General features: G+C 73.8%; 16 protein-coding genes. 8 read left to right on the top strand and 8 right to left on the bottom strand.

Going from position 1 to position 15,706, the window contains the following annotated elements; genetic code table 11:
- Positions 1-3: 3 nt before the first annotated feature.
- The 3 genes from IAG43_RS22415 to IAG43_RS22405 all read left to right on the top strand — a co-directional run bounded on the left by IAG43_RS22415 (position 4) and on the right by IAG43_RS22405 (position 2,693).
- On the top strand, positions 4-672 hold the full coding sequence (locus IAG43_RS22415) for a class II aldolase/adducin family protein (RefSeq protein ID WP_187742489.1): 669 nt from the start codon (positions 4-6) through the stop codon (positions 670-672).
- Positions 669-1,244 carry a cupin gene (locus IAG43_RS22410; RefSeq protein WP_187742488.1) on the top strand — a complete coding sequence of 192 codons (576 nt, stop codon included), beginning with the start codon at positions 669-671 and terminating at the stop codon, positions 1,242-1,244. The genes IAG43_RS22415 and IAG43_RS22410 overlap by 4 nt, the downstream gene beginning before the upstream one ends.
- Positions 1,245-1,316: 72 nt before the next feature.
- Positions 1,317-2,693 (top strand): helix-turn-helix domain-containing protein, encoded by a 1,377-nt coding sequence (locus IAG43_RS22405; protein ID WP_187742487.1) that lies wholly within the window; start codon positions 1,317-1,319, stop codon positions 2,691-2,693.
- 109 nt (positions 2,694-2,802) lie between these two features.
- Here IAG43_RS22405 and IAG43_RS22400 read toward each other — a convergent pair whose 3' ends face one another.
- Complete coding sequence (locus IAG43_RS22400; RefSeq protein WP_246574503.1) at positions 2,803-3,420, bottom strand: TetR/AcrR family transcriptional regulator; 618 nt, start codon at positions 3,418-3,420, stop codon at positions 2,803-2,805.
- A 213-nt stretch (positions 3,421-3,633) separates the two neighbouring features.
- Here IAG43_RS22400 and IAG43_RS22395 point away from each other — a divergent pair, with 213 nt between their 5' ends.
- Together IAG43_RS22395 and IAG43_RS22390 are read left to right on the top strand one after the other, a co-directional pair.
- Positions 3,634-4,329 carry a haloacid dehalogenase type II gene (locus IAG43_RS22395; protein ID WP_187742486.1) on the top strand — a complete coding sequence of 232 codons (696 nt, stop codon included), beginning with the start codon at positions 3,634-3,636 and terminating at the stop codon, positions 4,327-4,329.
- 160 nt (positions 4,330-4,489) lie between these two features.
- A complete protein-coding gene (locus IAG43_RS22390) occupies positions 4,490-5,674 on the top strand; it encodes an aminotransferase class V-fold PLP-dependent enzyme (protein ID WP_187742485.1) in 1,185 nt (394 codons plus the stop codon).
- Positions 5,675-5,766: 92 nt separating this feature from the next.
- Here the strand turns inward: IAG43_RS22390 and IAG43_RS22385 are convergent, their stop codons facing one another.
- From IAG43_RS22385 to IAG43_RS22360, 6 genes are all read right to left on the bottom strand, one after another.
- Positions 5,767-5,982 carry an EF-hand domain-containing protein gene (locus IAG43_RS22385; RefSeq protein ID WP_187742484.1) on the bottom strand — a complete coding sequence of 72 codons (216 nt, stop codon included), beginning with the start codon at positions 5,980-5,982 and terminating at the stop codon, positions 5,767-5,769.
- Positions 5,983-6,090: 108 nt separating this feature from the next.
- Entirely contained in the window at positions 6,091-6,732 is a 642-nt protein-coding gene (locus IAG43_RS22380; protein ID WP_187742483.1) for an ADP-ribosyltransferase, read from the bottom strand.
- Positions 6,733-7,186: 454 nt separating this feature from the next.
- Positions 7,187-7,690, bottom strand: a complete 504-nt coding sequence (locus IAG43_RS22375; protein WP_187742482.1) for an ATP-binding protein — start codon at positions 7,688-7,690, stop codon at positions 7,187-7,189.
- Between the two features lie 264 nt (positions 7,691-7,954).
- A complete protein-coding gene (locus IAG43_RS22370; protein WP_187742481.1) occupies positions 7,955-8,722 on the bottom strand; it encodes an enoyl-CoA hydratase/isomerase family protein in 768 nt (255 codons plus the stop codon).
- Between the two features lie 84 nt (positions 8,723-8,806).
- Entirely contained in the window at positions 8,807-10,048 is a 1,242-nt protein-coding gene (locus IAG43_RS22365) for a L,D-transpeptidase (protein ID WP_187742480.1), read from the bottom strand.
- A 306-nt stretch (positions 10,049-10,354) separates the two neighbouring features.
- Entirely contained in the window at positions 10,355-11,584 is a 1,230-nt protein-coding gene (locus IAG43_RS22360; RefSeq protein WP_187742479.1) for a L,D-transpeptidase, read from the bottom strand.
- A gap of 175 nt (positions 11,585-11,759) precedes the next feature.
- Here IAG43_RS22360 and glgX point away from each other — a divergent pair, with 175 nt between their 5' ends.
- On the top strand, positions 11,760-14,036 hold the full coding sequence (glgX, locus tag IAG43_RS22355) for a glycogen debranching protein GlgX (protein WP_187742478.1): 2,277 nt from the start codon (positions 11,760-11,762) through the stop codon (positions 14,034-14,036).
- Between the two features lie 57 nt (positions 14,037-14,093).
- Here the strand turns inward: glgX and IAG43_RS22350 are convergent, their stop codons facing one another.
- Positions 14,094-14,627 carry a hypothetical protein gene (locus IAG43_RS22350; RefSeq protein ID WP_187742477.1) on the bottom strand — a complete coding sequence of 178 codons (534 nt, stop codon included), beginning with the start codon at positions 14,625-14,627 and terminating at the stop codon, positions 14,094-14,096.
- 85 nt (positions 14,628-14,712) lie between these two features.
- On the opposite strand from IAG43_RS22350, the gene IAG43_RS22345 reads away from it, so the two are divergent.
- The gene (locus IAG43_RS22345; protein WP_187742476.1) at positions 14,713-15,057 is read left to right on the top strand and encodes a PadR family transcriptional regulator; all 345 of its coding nucleotides are present in this window, start codon (positions 14,713-14,715) and stop codon (positions 15,055-15,057) included.
- Complete coding sequence (locus tag IAG43_RS22340; RefSeq protein WP_187742475.1) at positions 15,054-15,701, top strand: permease prefix domain 1-containing protein; 648 nt, start codon at positions 15,054-15,056, stop codon at positions 15,699-15,701. Before IAG43_RS22345 ends, IAG43_RS22340 begins: the two co-directional genes overlap by 4 nt.
- Positions 15,702-15,706 lie beyond the last annotated feature (5 nt).

The raw sequence follows: 15,706 nt of genomic DNA, 5'->3' as shown, positions 1-15,706 counted from the left end.
TCCGTGAAGCCCGTACGGGTGCACGAACACGTCGGAGTGCACAGGCGCCTGGTGCTGCTGGCCTGCCGGTCGCTGGACCGGGCCGGCGAGCCGGACGGGGCCGCCGGCTGCGTCTCGGTCCGCTCGGGCGGGGCCGTCGTCCTGTCGACCGGCGACACCGACGCCGAGGAGTCCGCGGGGGGCGTGGACACCGTGCTGGTGGACCCGGACCAGGGGCTGCCGCTGCTCGGGGAGCTCGCCCGGCCGCCCGCCGCCGCATGGGCCCACCTCGCGCTCCACCGGTGGATTCCCGGCGGCGAAGCCGTGGTCCATACGCGGGATCCGGCCGTACTCGCGGGCGCGGAGGCCCTCGGCGCAGCGCCCGCCGCCGACGCGAGGGTCCTCGTGGTCTCTCCCGGGCGGAGCGCGTCCGGCCGTCCCGGGGCACCCGGACCGTCGGACCTCACCGGGCTCACCGACCTCGACGGCCCCACCGGGCTCACCAGGCTCACCGGCCTCACCGGCCTCACCGAGGCGACGACCGCCGTCCTGCTCGTCGGCACCGGTGTCTTCACCTGGGGCCGGGAGCCGGACGAGGCCCTCGCCCGGCTGGAGCGCATCAGGGAACTCGGCCGTGCCCTGCCGCCGGTTCCGGCGGTCGGCCGCACCGGGCCCCGGAGGCACACCCGGTGACGTTGTTGCAGGTCATGGCTGCCGACGACCCCCGCCAGGTGCGGCTGCGGTCGGAGGACACCGATGTCATCCGGGCGCAGTTGCTGCGGATCGGGGTGCGATTCTCCCGATGGCGCGCCGCCCGGCGCATTCCGGCCGGTGCGGACGACGCCACGATCATGAACGCCTACCGCAACCATGTCGACCACATGTGCGCCGAGGACGGAAGCCGCGTGGTCGGCATCGCCCGCCTGGCGCCCGTGCCGGCCGGTCCCGGACAGCGGCGGGCACGCGCGCACCGCGCGAGGTTCCGCCGCCGGCACCTGCACGACGAGGACGTGATGCGCTTCGTCGTGGCCGGGGTCGGCTGCCACTACCTGCACGCCGCCGGACAGGTCTACGCGCTGGCGTGCACGGCCGGGGACCTGGTGTCGGTGCCCGGCCGCACGGGTCACTGGTTCGATGCCGGAGCGGACCCCCGCTACACGGCGGTCCGCTTCCTCCGCGCGGGCGACCGGCCCCGCATCCGATTCCAGCCAGGCGGCATGGCCGCCCGCTTCCCGACACTCGACGATCTGCTGGCGCTGCCGTGAGCGGCAGCGCCACCCGGCTGACCCGCGCCGCCCACGCACGCGGCACGGTCGTGCGACTTCAGGGAGTTCGCAGTGCTACGGAACCCTGCACAGGACAGTGGGAACCAGTCCGGAGCGAGCGGCCGCGCCTGCCCGGCCCGGACCGAACCACCGGGGACGTTCGGCCAGCTGCTGCGGGCCCACCGGGAGCGGCGCGGGCTCTCGCTCGCACAGTTCGCCACCCGGGTGCACTTCAACCGGGGCCACCTCAGCAAGGTCGAGAACGGCAAGCGCACGCCGTCGGTCGTCCTCGCGGCGGCCTGCGACCGGGTACTGGACTCCGGCAACCGGTTCACCGCCATCGCCACGGCGCTCGAAGCCACCGCCCGGCCACGCCCGGGATGGGTGCATCCGGCTCAACTCCCCTCTGCCAAGCGCCTTTTCACCGGCAGGCAGTGTCATCTGAAGCAGCTGGACCGCTGGCTGGGGAGCGAGACGTCCCTCGCCGTCCCCGTCGCGGTGATCAACGGCCCGCCGGGCGTCGGCAAGACCGCCCTCGCCGTCCAGTGGGCGCACCAGGCGGTCTGTGACGGCCGCTTCGCCGACGGACAGCTGTTCGTCGACCTCGAAGGCCCCGAACCGGGACGGGCGGCCGACCCCTTCGACATCCTGGGGCACCTCCTCCAGGCGGTGGGAGTGACCGGCGAGCACCTGCCGGCCGACCTGCACCAGCGGGCGGCCGCCTTCCGCTCGTATCTGCACGGCCGCGAGGTGCTGCTGGTCCTGGACAACGCCGCCGACGCCCGGCAGGTGCAGCACCTCCTGCCCGGCTCGCCGGGCAGTGCCGTCATGGTGACCAGCCGCTCGCGCCTGCCCGGGCTGCTCTCGAGAGTGGACGCGGTCACCCTGCCGATGGCGGAGCTGCGCCGCCCGGAGGCCGCCACGCTGCTCCGCGCCATGATCGGGGACGCCCGCGCGGACGCCGACCCGGCCGCGGTGACGGTGCTGGCGGAGCGGTGCGGGCATCTGCCCCTGGCGCTCGTGCTCGCGGCGGAGAACATCGTGAGCTGCCAGCACCCCAGCGCGGACCAGATGGCGGCGGAGCTCAAGGCGGAGGAGGCCCGGCTGGATCTCGCGGAAGGGGACGTGGCCCTGCGGCACCGGTTCGACGCGTCGTACCGGGCACTCGACGCGCCGAGCGCGCGCCTCTTCCGGCTGCTCGGGCAGCTGCCCGGACAGGTGGACGTGGCCGCCACCGCGTCCACGGCGGGAGTCAGCCGCGACGAGGCGGTCCGGCTGCTGCACGACCTGGCGGGCGCCCACCTGATCCGGCAGCAGGACGAGCACCACTATCTGATGCACGATCTGTTACGCGCCTACGCGGCGGACCTCTCCCGGCAGCTGGACGGCGACGCGGCCGGTGCGCGGGAGGAGGACCGCGCGGGAACGGTGACGGCGCTCGTCGCCTGACAAGGTGTCACTCCCGCGTCCGGTGCCGGGCGTCCGGCGGGCCGTCACCCCCGCCGACCGGTGCCGGCGTCCGGCGGGCGAGCACCCCGCCATCCGTGGGGGGCCTGCGTCAGGCGTCGAGCGACTGCTCGACGAGGACGGCCGCCACCGCCTCCGCCCGGCGCACGGCGTCGTCCACCGAACCCATGGGGCCTGCGATGCAGGCCCCTTCGTGCAGGATCAGCACCGCGGCGGCCAGGTCCGCGGGGGCCCGGGCACCGCCCTCCCTCGCGAGGTCCTCCAGGAAGGCGAGGAACCACGCCTTCTGGTCCCGGGCGACCTCCCGGGCCGGGTGGTCCTCCGCCAGTTCCACGGACGCGTTGATGAAGGCGCAGCCCCGCCGGTTCCGCTCGGTCGACCACTCCCGCAGCGCGCCGAAGGTGGCGAGGATCCGCTCCCCCGGCGGCCCCTCCTGACCGTTGACGTGCTTCACCAGCATCGATCGCCACAGACCGTCCCGGGCACGGAGGTAGGCCACGATGAGGTCGTCCTTGGAGCCGAAGCAGTCGTAGAGCGTCTTCTTCGTCACGCCCGCCTGCTCCGCGATCGCCTCCACGCCGACGGCCCGGATGCCGAGATCGTAGAAGAGCCGGGAGGCCGCTTCGAGGACCCTCGCACCGGCCGGCGTCAGATCCTGGACACCGCGGCGCTTTGCCCTCGTAGCGTACCTTTCACCACTGATGGTCACCCGGTCACGGTACACCCGGCGGTATACCCGCGGACAGCGCCCGGATCGCACGAACCGGCGTGGTGACATGGGCGATCGCCCGGGGCGCGGCCGCGCGCCGCCGGGGACACGCCCCCGATCGGCCCCATCGCGCCCGGGGCGCCCGGCGGCGGGCCAGGCTGCCGGGGACGGCGTGCGCCCGGCACGACGCCCAGGCACGGAATGAGGCGCACGATGGATCCGGCACTCAGGATCGAGGTCGCCGTCTTCGACGTCCTCGGCACCATGGTCGACCAGCCGGGCGGACTGCGGACCGCCGTCCGGGAAGCGCTCGCCCCCGGCGACGAGACGTCCGAGGACCGGCTGCTGGCCGGCTGGGCGGAGTACGTCGCCCGGGAGGAGCGCCGCATCGCGAACGGCGAACGGCCCTACGCCGACTCGGCGGCCCTGGACCGCGAGGCCGCGGAACGGATGACCGGTGACGGCTCCTCCCCGGACCCCCGGTCCGTCGAACGGCTCGCCACGGCCAACCAGCGCCTCGCCCCCTGGGCGGACTCCCTCGGCGGCCTCGCCGCTCTGGCACGGCTGTTCCCGGTCGTCGGACTCAGCAACGCCAGCCGCGCGACCCTGCTCCGCCTCAACGCGCACACCGGTCTGCGCTGGCACCAGGCGCTGTCGGCGGAGGACGTCCGGGCCTTCAAGCCGGCGAAGGCGGTGTACCGGCTCGCCCTCGACACGGCTGCCTGCCCGCCGGAGCGCACGGTGATGATCGCCGCGCACGCCTGGGACCTCCGCGGCGCCCAGGCGCTGGGCATGCGCACGGCGTACGTCCACCGGCCCGGCGGCGACCCTCCGAGGGACACCGACACGTTCGACTGGCGGGCGGACGGCCTGGAGGAACTGGCCGCCGTCCTGGCGCCCTTCGCGTAGGAGTCCCGCACGCCGGTCCGGGCCCCGGCCTCCGCCACCGTGCCGCGCGCCGCGGCGGCGGGGGCGGCCGGGCGCACCCTCGACCGCGGTGACCGCACCGTGCTCCACTCGCGGGGAGCCGTCAGCCGGAGCGGCACCCGCACGGACAGGAACGAGGGCCATGGACATCGAAGCGCTCCGCCGGGACACCCCGGGAACCGCGCACCGCACGCACCTCAACAACGCGGGCGCGGGCCTGCTGTCCGGCCACACCCTGAGAACCGTGATCTCCCATCTGGAGCTGGAGGCCGCGATCGGCGGCTACGAGGCCGCGGACCGGGAACGCGACCGGATCGACGCCGTCCGCGGGCAGATCGCGCGGCTGGTGGGCGGCCGGGCGGACCAGATCGCCCTGTTCGACAACTCCACCCACGCCTGGAACGCCGCGTTCTACTCCATGGCGTTCGAGCCGGGCGACCGCATCCTCACCGGCCGGGCCGAGTACGGCAGCAACGTGCTCGCCTACCTTCAGGCGGCCCGCCGCACCGGCGCCGAGATCGTCGTCGTCCCCGACGACGAGTCCGGCCGGCTCGACACCACCGCGCTGGCGAACCTGCTCGACGACCGCTGCCGGCTGGTGGGGGTCACCCACGTCCCGACCAGCGGCGGTCTGATCAACCCGGCCGCCGAGATCGGACGCCTCACCCGTGCGGCGGGCGTCCCCTTCCTCCTCGACGCCACCCAGTCGGTCGGCCAGTTCCCCGTGGACGTGGCGGAACTGGGCTGCGACATGCTCACCGCCACCGGCCGCAAGTTCCTGCGCGGGCCGCGGGGCACGGGCTTCCTCTGGATCCACCCCGAGACGCCCGCCCACCGGGAGCCGTACGTGGCCGAGATCGGGGCGGCCACCTGGGACGGCCGGCGCGGCTTCAGCTGGCACGAGGGGGCGCGCCGCTTCGAGACCTGGGAGGTCGGCTGGGCCGGCGTCCTGGGACTGGGCTCCGCCGTCGAGCAGGCCCTGGAGCTCGGCATGGACGCGATCGGACGACGCGCCCTCCGGCTCGGGGCGCGGCTGCGCGAGGGGCTGGACGCCGTCCCGGGAATCAGCACCCACGACCTCGGTGAGCAGCGGTGCGCCATCGTGACCTGCACGGTCGACGGCATGGCCGCGGCCGACACCGCGGCCGCCCTGGCCGCCCGGGGCATCAACGTCAGCACCACGGACCCGGCCCAGACCCAGTTCGACACCGAGAACCGGGGGGTCCACCCGCTGGTACGGCTCTCTCCGCACTACTACAACACCGAGGACGAGATCGACCGCGCCGTCACGGCCCTGGCCGCCCTCGCCGCGCAAGGCCGGCGGTGACCACCGCCGGGTGAGGAGCGGTACGGACAGCACACCCGGGACGGCGGCGGCCCCCGGCGGAGATCCGCCGGGGGCCGCCGCCGTCCGCGCGGTCAGGCCTTGTTCAGGTGGGCCCAGAACTCGTCGAACGACAGGAGCTTGTCCTTGTCGGTGTCCTGCGCGGCGATCACGGCTTCGGCCACGGACTCCGTGACGTTCCAGTCGCCCATCTGGGCCATCGCCGTCTTGTACTCGGCCGCCGTGATGAAGCCGTCGCCGTCCGCGTCGTAACGGTCGAACGCCTTGCGTGCTGCCTCGATGTCCGCCACCGGGTCCACCCCTTCTTGGTGCATAACTGACGGGCCCAGATTATCGGCCCGGCGGCCGGTCACCGAGGGCAGGCCGGTACCGGCGCAGCGAGCGGCACCGGGGCCCGGTCAGCCGCGCCAGGGCTCGTAGTGGGGGTTGTCCACGCACTCGGCCATGATCTCCCGCTTGGTCTGCCGGTCGACCGGGCAGACACCGACGACGAACTCGCGTGCGATGCCCCCGGGGAAGGCCACCTCGACCTGGTCGGCCCACTTGTGGGTGTCGCCGATGGTCCTGTTCACGTCCACCCCGCCGGGGGCGTCGATGTAGTAGTTCCAGGCGCTCTTCCACTGCTTGTACAGGTCGTGGTCGTAGGTGGTGGAGACGAACGGGGACGGCTGGTTGACCAGGACGTACTTCTCGATGTCGTACTGGCCGTCGAGCGGCGCCTTGGGGTGGAAGCCCTGCTCGAAGACGATCTCCGGGCCCCGGCCGTCCGCTCGGTAGAGCTGCCCGCAGGTGGTCCGGTAGGCGGGTTCGGGCGTGATCCGCCCGACGTCCACGCGCCGGTCGGCGGCGGCGTGGAGCCGGTCCGCGACGACCGGGCACGCGGCCGCGGCGGCCGCGGCGGGTACAGCCTCGGCGGCAGGGGCGGCGGGGGCCCCGGCCGGGGCGGCACCGGCCGAGGCTGAGGCGGCGGCGGGCGCGAGGAGCGCGGAGAGGGACAGCACGAGGACGGCGGCCCGGCGCCGCAGACGGTAAGTGATCATGAACGTCACCCTGGCGCGACCGCGGCAGGCGGTGCCGCACCGTCACCCGGGTGCGGGCGATTCGCCCGCGAGGTTGACGCCCGGTGCGGCCCCGGGCGGGCGAGAGGTGCGACCGGTGAGAAATACATGAAGGTTCATTAAAGATTCACCCGGCTCGCGCTATATCTATGCATGGATTGCCAGGCCAGTGGCCCATCGCACCTAAGATTCACCTCGAACAAGAGGCTTATGCGCCTTTTGCCCCGCTAAGGACTTTTGGCGGTACGGAGTCCGTATGCCATAGTCGGGAGCACGACCGCCATTGACCCGGGCCAGGTCGTTCGCAGCGGCCGTGGACACACCCCCCACGGCTCTCCCCACAGAAGCCCTCCTCGCGCCCCCACCCCGGCGCACGGGGGCTTCTGTGCGTGCGGGCATCACGGAGGCGGGCGGGGCCGGCCCCGGGCGAGGCGCCTCAGCGGTCGGCGGTGCGCATCTCGAACCAGGTGGTCTTGCCGCGCGGGAGCAGATCGACGCCCCACCGGTCGGAGAGGGTGTCGACGAGAAAGAGCCCTCGTCCGCTGGTGTCCATCTCCTGCACCGGCATCAGACAGGGCAGGCCGCGGGACGGGTCGCGGACCTCGACCCGGATCCAGCCGCGGCGGCGCACCATGCGCAGCCCGAAGACCCGGGCCCCGGTGTGGCGGACCGCGTTGCCGACCAGTTCCGAGACGAGCAGGATGGCGTGCTCGCACGTCGGGGCGGGAAGCGCCCACTGCCGCAGCACCACGCACTGGGTGAGCCGGCGCGCGATGCCCGCCGACTCGGGCCGGGACGGCAGCCGTACCTCGCCCTCCGTCGGATTGCCGTACAACTCCAGCGCCTTGAGCGCCTGTTCGTCCTCCACGGCCGGGACCCACCGAGCGGCGGTCGCACCTGTGCGCTGCCGCGGTGGTCCCGTGTCCTCCAGGCCCGCCATGGGTCCATGATGGCCGCACCGGCGGGGCACCGTGGGCGTTACGGCGGAATCGAGCCCCTGGAATGCCTCATTCCGGGAGGGTCGTCCGGCTCGCGCCGACGGCCGTCCCTCTCCACCGGAACCCGGTCCGACCTGCGGCGACACAGGGGATGCGGACATCTCCGGGGGCCCGGCGGGGCATCGGCGGAACACCCACCCCGCCGGGTGGCGCCGCCGGGGTCGCACCGTTGACGAACGGCTCCGGAGGCGCCAAAGGCGGTGGCTCTAGAGGAACTTGGCCTTCCCCGGGCCCTCCTCGACGAAGCTGCGCATGCCGCGCTCGCGGTCCTCGGTGGCGAACAGGCCCGCGAACCAGTTCCGCTCGATCGCGAGGCCCGTCTCGATGTCGGTCTCCAGGCCCGCGTCCACCGACTCCTTCGCCGCCCGCAGCGCCAGCGCCGGGCCCTTCGCCAGCTTCCCGGCCCAGTCGAGCGCCTGCGCGTACACCTCCTCGGCGGGCACGACACGGTCGACGAGCCCCAGCGACAGCGCCTCGTCCGCCTTGACCATCCGGCCCGTGAAGATGAGGTCCTTGGCGCGCGAGGGGCCGATCAGCCGGGACAGGCGCTGGGTGCCGCCGGCGCCGGGGATCAGGCCGAGGAGGATCTCCGGCTGGCCGAGCTTGGCGTTGGCGGCGGCGATCCGGTAGTCGGCGCACAGGGCGAGCTCGCAGCCGCCGCCGAGCGCGTATCCGGTGACGGCGGCCACCACGGGCTTCGGGATGCGGGCGACGGCGGTGAACGCCTCCTGGAGGCCCCGGGAGCGCAGGACCATCGCGGTGTGGTCCATGTTCTGCATCTCCTTGATGTCCGCGCCCGCCGCGAACACCCGGTCGCCGCCCCAGAGGACCACGGCCCGCACGTCGTCGCGGCGGGTCGCCTCCCCGGCGAGGTCGCGGAGCCGGTCCTGGACGGCGATGTCCAGGGCGTTCATCGGGGGCCGGTCCAGGCGGATCGTGCCGACGCCTTCGGAGACTTCGAGGGAAACAGTCATGGGAGCGAGGTTAGCCGCCGTTAACGGCGCGGGGCCCGGTGCCGTTGCTCACAGCACCGGGCCCCGTCGCACGGGAGCGCCGGACTACTTCGTCCACTCCGCCCACGACATGTTCCAGCCGTTCAGCCCGTTGTCGGGGGCGATCTGCTTGTCCTTGGAGTTCTTCACGACCACGACGTCGCCGATGATGGAGTTGTCGTAGAACCACGCCGAGGGCATGCCCTTGTCGTAGCCGCCGCGTACGTCCCGCAGGCCGATGCAGCCGTGGCTCACGTTCGCCGACCCGAAGGTCCCGGCGGAGGCCCAGTAGTTGCCGTGGACGAAGGTGCCCGAGGTGGACAGCCGCATCGCGTGGGGCACGTCCTTGATGTCGTACTCGCCGCCGAAGCCGACGGTGGCGCCGTTCATCCGGGTCACCTTGTACTTCTCGCTGATGACCATCTGACCGTTGTACGTGGTGGTCGACGGGGCGCCCGCGGTGATCGGGACGTTCTTGATCTCCTTGCCGTCCCGCACCACGCTCATGGTGTGGGCCGCGGCGTCCACGGTGGAGACCTGGGAGCGGCCGATGGTGAACGTGAAGGACTTGGCCTGCTTGCCGTAGACGCCCTCCCGGCCCTCGACGCCGTCGAGGTTGAGCTTGACGGTCACCTTGGTGCCGGCCGCCCAGTACTTCTCCGGACGGAAGTCGAGGCGGTCGTTGCCGAACCAGTGGCCCTCGATCGGCACGCTCGGCTCGGCCGTGACCTTGATGGCCTTCTCCACGCCCTCGGGGTTGGTGATCCCGCGGGTGAAGTTGATGGAGACCGGCATGCCGACGCCGACGGTCGAGCCGTTCTCCGGCGTGTAGTGGCCGATGAAGGTGTTCTGCGGGACCAGCGTGGTGAACGTGGTGTCCTTCGCGGACTCGCGGCCGTCGGCGTCCTTCGCGACCGCGTGCACCTTGTACTTGGTGGAGCCGGCCAGGTGGTGCAGCGGCTCCCAGCTCGCTCCGTCGGCGGATATCTTCCCCTCGACCGCGGTGCCCTTGTCGTCCTGCACCGTGACCGTGGTCAGCTTGCCCTTCTCCGCGGTCACCTTCAGCGCGCCCGTGGTGGCGACCGCGTCCGCCCCGTCCTTCGGCGCGATGTTCACCACGGCCTGGGACGCGGCGTTCTCCACCGAGCCGCCGCCCTTGCCGTCCGACCGCGCGCCGTCCTTGCCGTCGTCGCCGCCACCGCAGGCCGTCAGCACCAGCAGCGCCCCCAGCGCCAGGGCGGACAGCCTGGCGCCCCCGCGCCCGCGTCCGGCCCGGACCGATACCCCCGAAATCGGCTGCCCGTTCACCGTTGTCTTCTCCCCTCGCACGGCCTGGCAACGCCACGGCCCGCACCCCCGCGCACCTCACGCACGCACAGGGTTCAGAAAATCACACCGCACGTCATCGGACGTCTCCTCGGATGTCACCGTTCCGTCCCAACTTCTCCGCGGGGACGGGCGGTGAAACCGCTGATGAGGGTGGTGCGGGCGCGGGGTGAGGCGGGGCGGGGAACCGTGCGCCGGTGCCGGGGGCGAGGGGCCGGAGGGCAGGTGCCGGCGGCCGGGGGCGGGGGAAGGGGTCAGGTGCCGGCGGCCGGGGCGACCGGCCGGGGGTCAGCGCAGGGCCGAACCCTTCCGCCAGCTCTCCCAGTCGAGGTTCCAGCCGCCCAGGCCGTTGTCCGGTGCGACGGTCCGGTCCTTGGAGCCCACGACCTCCACGACGTCGCCGATCAGGGTCCGGTCGAAGAACCAGCCCGCCGGGGACTCGCTGCTGCCGCCCTTGTCGTCCCGCAGCCCGACGCAGCCGTGGGAGACGTTCTCGCTGCCGAAGATCTCCGGATCCGCCCAGTAGTTGCCGTGCAGGAAGGTGCCCGAGGTGGTCAGCCGGATCGCGTGCGGCACGTCCTTGATGTCGTACTCGCCCCGTCCGTCCTTCGTGGTGAAACCGACCGTCGCCCCGTTCATCCGGGTCACGTCGTACATCTCGGTGACGACCATCTTCCCGTTGTACGTGGTGGTCTTCGGGGCCCCCGCGGTGATCGGGACCGTCGCGAGCAGCGCACCGTCGCGCACCACCCGCATCGTGTGGGCCGCGGCGTCGACCGTGGACACCTGCGAGCGCCCGACCGTGAACGTGACCTTCTTCTGCTGGATGCCGTACACCCCGCGCGCCGCCGCCACGTCGCGCAGCCGCATGTCGACGGTCACCCTGGTGCCCGGCTTCCAGTAGGCGCGCGGCCGGAAGTCGAGCCGCTCGGCGCCGAACCAGTGGCCGGCGACCTCGACCGGCGGATCGGACGTCACCCGGATGGCCCGTTCGACGGCCGCCCGGTTCTCGATCGCGCGGTTGAAGGAGAACGAGACGATCATGCCGGTGCCGACGGTCGACCGGTTCTCCGGCTTGAAGTAGCCGATGAAGCGGCGCTCGGGGACGGCCGTGGTGAACGTCGTGTGCCGGGCGGTGCGCCGCCCCTGCCCGTCGAGGGCGACCACGTCGACGCTGTACTTGGCCGCGAGCCCCAGCCGCGCGCCCTCCTCGGGCGCCCAGCGCAGCCCGTCGCCGGAGATGCGGCCCGGGACCTCGGCGCTGCCCGCCGCCTCGACCCGGGTCACCTCCACCCGCTCCAGCCGTCCGCCGGTCAGCCGGACGTGGAGCGGCCCGTCCGGGCCCACGTCCTTCGCGCCGTCCCGCGGCGTCACCTGGATGGTCTCGTCCGGCGAGCGCGGCTTGCCCTCGCCGCCGTCCCCCGCGCCGGTGCACGCGGCGAGCCCCGCGATCAGCCCGGCCCCTGCCAGTACGAGTCCCGCGCGCCGCCCTGCCCGCTTCAGAAGCTGTTGTCTCACACCGGCCCAACGACGGCCCCCCTCCCCGGGCAACGTGGGGGCGCGATGTTGGGACACCGGCCGCGCGGGAAGAAATGACGGGAGGAGAGACGAGGGGCGAACGGCCGGGACGCCGTCCGCCCCCCTTCGTGCCCCGCCATCGGGCCGGGGGCGACGAGCCGCGGGAGGCCGACAGGTGTCGAGCGCAGCCGAGCAGGAGACGGTGGACGAGGGGGTGCGCCTCGGCGCGCCCGCCGCCCTCGCGGGGGCGGCGGGCCCGCAGGGGCACCCGGCCGGCGCCCCGGCCAGGCCGGTGTGGCCGGGCGCGCCGACACCCCTGGGCGCCCGGTGCCGGGTGGGTCCCGACGGGGTCGCCGGGACCAACTTCGCGCTGTGGGCGGGCGGGGCGGAGGGCGTGGAACTGTGCCTCTTCGACGGCCCCGGCCCCTCGGCCGCCGAGTCCCGGCTGCCGCTGACCGAGCTGACGCACGGGATCTGGCACGGCTTCGTGCCCGGTGTCGGACCCGGCCAGCGGTACGGGTTCCGGGTGCGGGGCCGGTGGGACCCGTGGACGGGTGCCCGCTGGAATCCGGCCAAGCTGCTGCTGGACCCTTACGCGCGGGCGGTCGACGGCGACTTCACGCTGCCGCCGCAGGTGTACGGGCACGTCCGGGACTGGCCCGAGCAGCACGTCGCCGACACCGTCCGCGACGACCGCGACTCGGCGCCGTACGTGCCGAAGGCCGTCGTGGTGCACGACGAGACGGGCGGCCCGGACGAGTGGATGGACGACCGCAGGCCCAAGACCCCGTGGGCGGACTCCGTCATCTACGAGGTGCACGTGCGCGGCTTCACCCGGCTCCACCCCGGCATCCCCGAGGAGCTGCGCGGCACCTACGCCGGTCTGGCCCACCCGGCGGCGATCGAGCACCTGACCCGGCTCGGGGTGACGGCCGTCGAACTGCTGCCGGTGCACCAGTTCGCCCACGAGGACCACCTGCTGCGCAGGGGCCTGGTCAACTACTGGGGCTACAACTCCATCGGCTACTTCGCCCCGCACGCCGGCTACGCCGCGTCCGGCACGGCGGGATCGCAGGTCGGCGAGTTCAAGCGGATGGTGCGGGCGCTGCACGACGCCGGCATCGAGGTGATCCTCGACGTCGTCTACAACCACACCGCCGAGGCGGGCGAGCTGGGCCCCACGCTGTCGCTGAAGGGCGTCGACAACCGCGGGTACTACCGGCTCCAGCAGGACGCCCGCCGGTACGCCGACTACACCGGCTGCGGCAACACCCTGCACGTGGTGCAGCCCCATGTGCTGCGGCTGATCACCGACTCGCTGCGGTACTGGGTGACGGAGATGGGCGTCGACGGCTTCCGCTTCGACCTGGCGGCCGCGCTCGCCCGCTCGATGCACGACGTGGACATGCTCTCGCCGTTCCTCGCGGTGATCGCCCAGGACCCGGTGCTGCGGCGGGTGAAGCTGATCGCCGAGCCGTGGGACGTCGGCAGCGGCGGCTACCAGGTGGGGGCGTTCCCTCCCCTGTGGACCGAGTGGAACGACCGCTACCGCGACGCCGTGCGCGACTTCTGGCGGGGCGCGCTCCCCGATGTGCGCGACCTCGGGTACCGGCTGTCGGGGTCGAGCGACCTGTACGCCTGGGGCGGCAGGAGGCCGCACGCGTCGATCAACTTCGTCACCGCCCACGACGGCTTCACCCTGCGCGACCTCGTGAGCTACGACCACAAGCACAACGAGGCGAACGGCGAGGGCAACCGCGACGGCACCGATGACAACCGCTCCTGGAACTGCGGCGCGGAGGGCGAGACCGACGACCCGGAGGTCAACGCGCTGCGGCGGCGCCAGATGCGCAATCTGCTCACCACCCTGCTGCTGTCCACCGGGGTGCCCATGCTGGTGGCGGGCGACGAGATGGGGCGCACCCAGGGCGGCAGCAACAACGCGTACTGCCAGGACAACGAGACGAGCTGGCTGGACTGGTCGCTGCCGGACGGGGAGCCGGGCGGGGGGCTGCTGGCCCTGACCCGCCGGCTCCTCGCGCTGCGGCACGCCCATCCGGTGCTGCGGCGGCGGGCCTTCTTCGCGGGCCGCCCGCAGGCGCCGGACGGTCTGCGGGACCTGGCCTGGTTCACCCCGCAGGGGGCGGAGATGACGGAGGCCGACTGGTACGCGCGGTCGGCGACGCTGGCGCTCTTCCTGTCCGGCCGCGACATCCCGGGCCGGGACGCACGGGGCGAACAGGTCACCGACGACAGCTTTCTGACGGTGCTGCACGCCGGCCACGAACCGGTGGACTTCCGTCTGCCGGGTCCGCCGTGGGCCGGGTCGTACGAGCTGGTGGTGGACACCGCCCGGGAGGAGCAGGAGGAGGCGCCGGGCACCGTGCACGAGGGCGGGGCGGTCGTGGCGGTCCCGGCGCGGTCGGTGCTGCTGCTGCGGGTGCGGGCCTGAGGGCGTGCGCCCCGGACGTCCCGCCGTGCGGGCACGTCCGGGGCGCGCGGGGCCGCGTCAGGCGCTGGTGGTCGATCCCGGGCGGACGATCATCAGCACGACGACGACCGCCCAGAGCAGGTTGAAGATCCCGGTGAGCATGGCGAGCCGGGCCGCGGCCGCACGGGGGCCGGGGGTGCGGGGGGCGCCGGCACCGGGGGTGCCCGCAGCAGGGGTGCCGGCGGTGTCCGCCGTGGCCAGGAGGCGTTCCTGGCCGGGCAGGATCAGCGCGCCCAGGACGACGGCGGCCGCCGTGGTCAGCAGGAGCGAGACGAGCAGCCAGGCGTCGGTGAGCACGCCGAGCTGCGCGCCGGTGGCGATGCCGAAGACCGGGACGCTCACGCCGACCACCGCGTAGACGCGGCAGATCCGGTGCAGGAAGGCCGCCGTGACCCAGCCGCCGAGCGGCGGCTGCCCGCCGTCCGCACCGGACCGGGCCGGATCGCCGGCGGTCTCCTTCACCGCGCGCGGGAACAGCGAGGCGGCGACGGCGACCGGGCCTATCGCGAGGATCGCGGCCAGGACGTGTACGGACAGCAGGAACTTGGTCACCGAGGACCTCCGGGACGGACCGGGCAGATATGTTGGCTGCCAATAGATAGCACGCCAAGACAATGAATGTGTAGGCTGCCTACTCATGAGAGGGGATCCCGTCCGCGGTCATCTCGACAGCCTGCTGCTCGCCGCCCTGGAGTCGGGGCCGAAGCACGGCTACGCGATCATCACGGCCGTACAGGAACGCAGCGGCGGAGCGCTGGAACTGCGCACCGGCACCACGTATCCGGCGCTCAACCGCCTGGAGCGGGCCGGGCTGCTCGCCAGCAGCTGGGAGTCCGTCGGGGAGCGGCGGCGCCGGTGCTACGAGCTCACCGACGCGGGGCGCGCCTCGCTGGCCGAGGAGCGTGCGTCGTGGCGGGAGTTCACCGCGGCGATCGGCTCCGTGCTCGATCCGCGCCCACCGCTGCCGGGGGCGGCCACGTGAGCGCGGCCCGGGTGGTCGAGGGGCATGTCGCCGCCCTCGCCGACGGGCTGCACGGCCCGGCACGCGCCCGCGCGCGACTGCTGCGCGAGGCCCACGACGGGCTGACCGACGCCGTGGCCGACCTCGTGGGCCGGGGCGTGCCCGAGGGGCGCGCGGCCGAGTGCGCGGTACGGGACTTCGGCGCCGCGGACGAGGTGCGGCCGGCCTTCCAGGCCGAACTCAGCCTCGCCCAGGCCCGGGTGACGGCGCGGCTGCTCGCGCTGGTGCTCCCCGCGCTGATCGCCTGCTGGTACGCGGCCGCCGTGGTCGCCCCCGCCCCGGGAGGCGCGGCGGGACTCCTGGCGGTGCTCCTCGGGACGGTGGCCGCGGGAGGCGCGCTGCTCGCCGCGGGGGCAGCGGCGGTGACCGGCGCGCTGGGCCGGGTGGTCGCACCCCCGGCCCGGCTTCCGGAGGCGGTCGCCCGGACGGCCACCTGCATGAGCGTCGCGCTCGCGGTGGGCGCGCTGTCGCTGACCGGGGTCTGGGCCGCTTCCGGCGAGTGGGCGGCCGCGGCCGCCGCGGGAACCCTGACGCTGGCCTCCCACGCCCGGGTGGGCGCCGCCGCGCGGGCCTGCCGGCGGTGCCTGGCGGGTGCGGGTCGCTGACCCGC

This window comes from Streptomyces genisteinicus, from assembly GCF_014489615.1.
In the GTDB taxonomy this organism is placed as follows: Bacteria; Actinomycetota; Actinomycetes; order Streptomycetales; family Streptomycetaceae; genus Streptomyces; species Streptomyces genisteinicus.
Note: the sequence above shows the minus strand (reverse complement) of the source record. Positions and strands in the feature narration are given on the sequence as shown.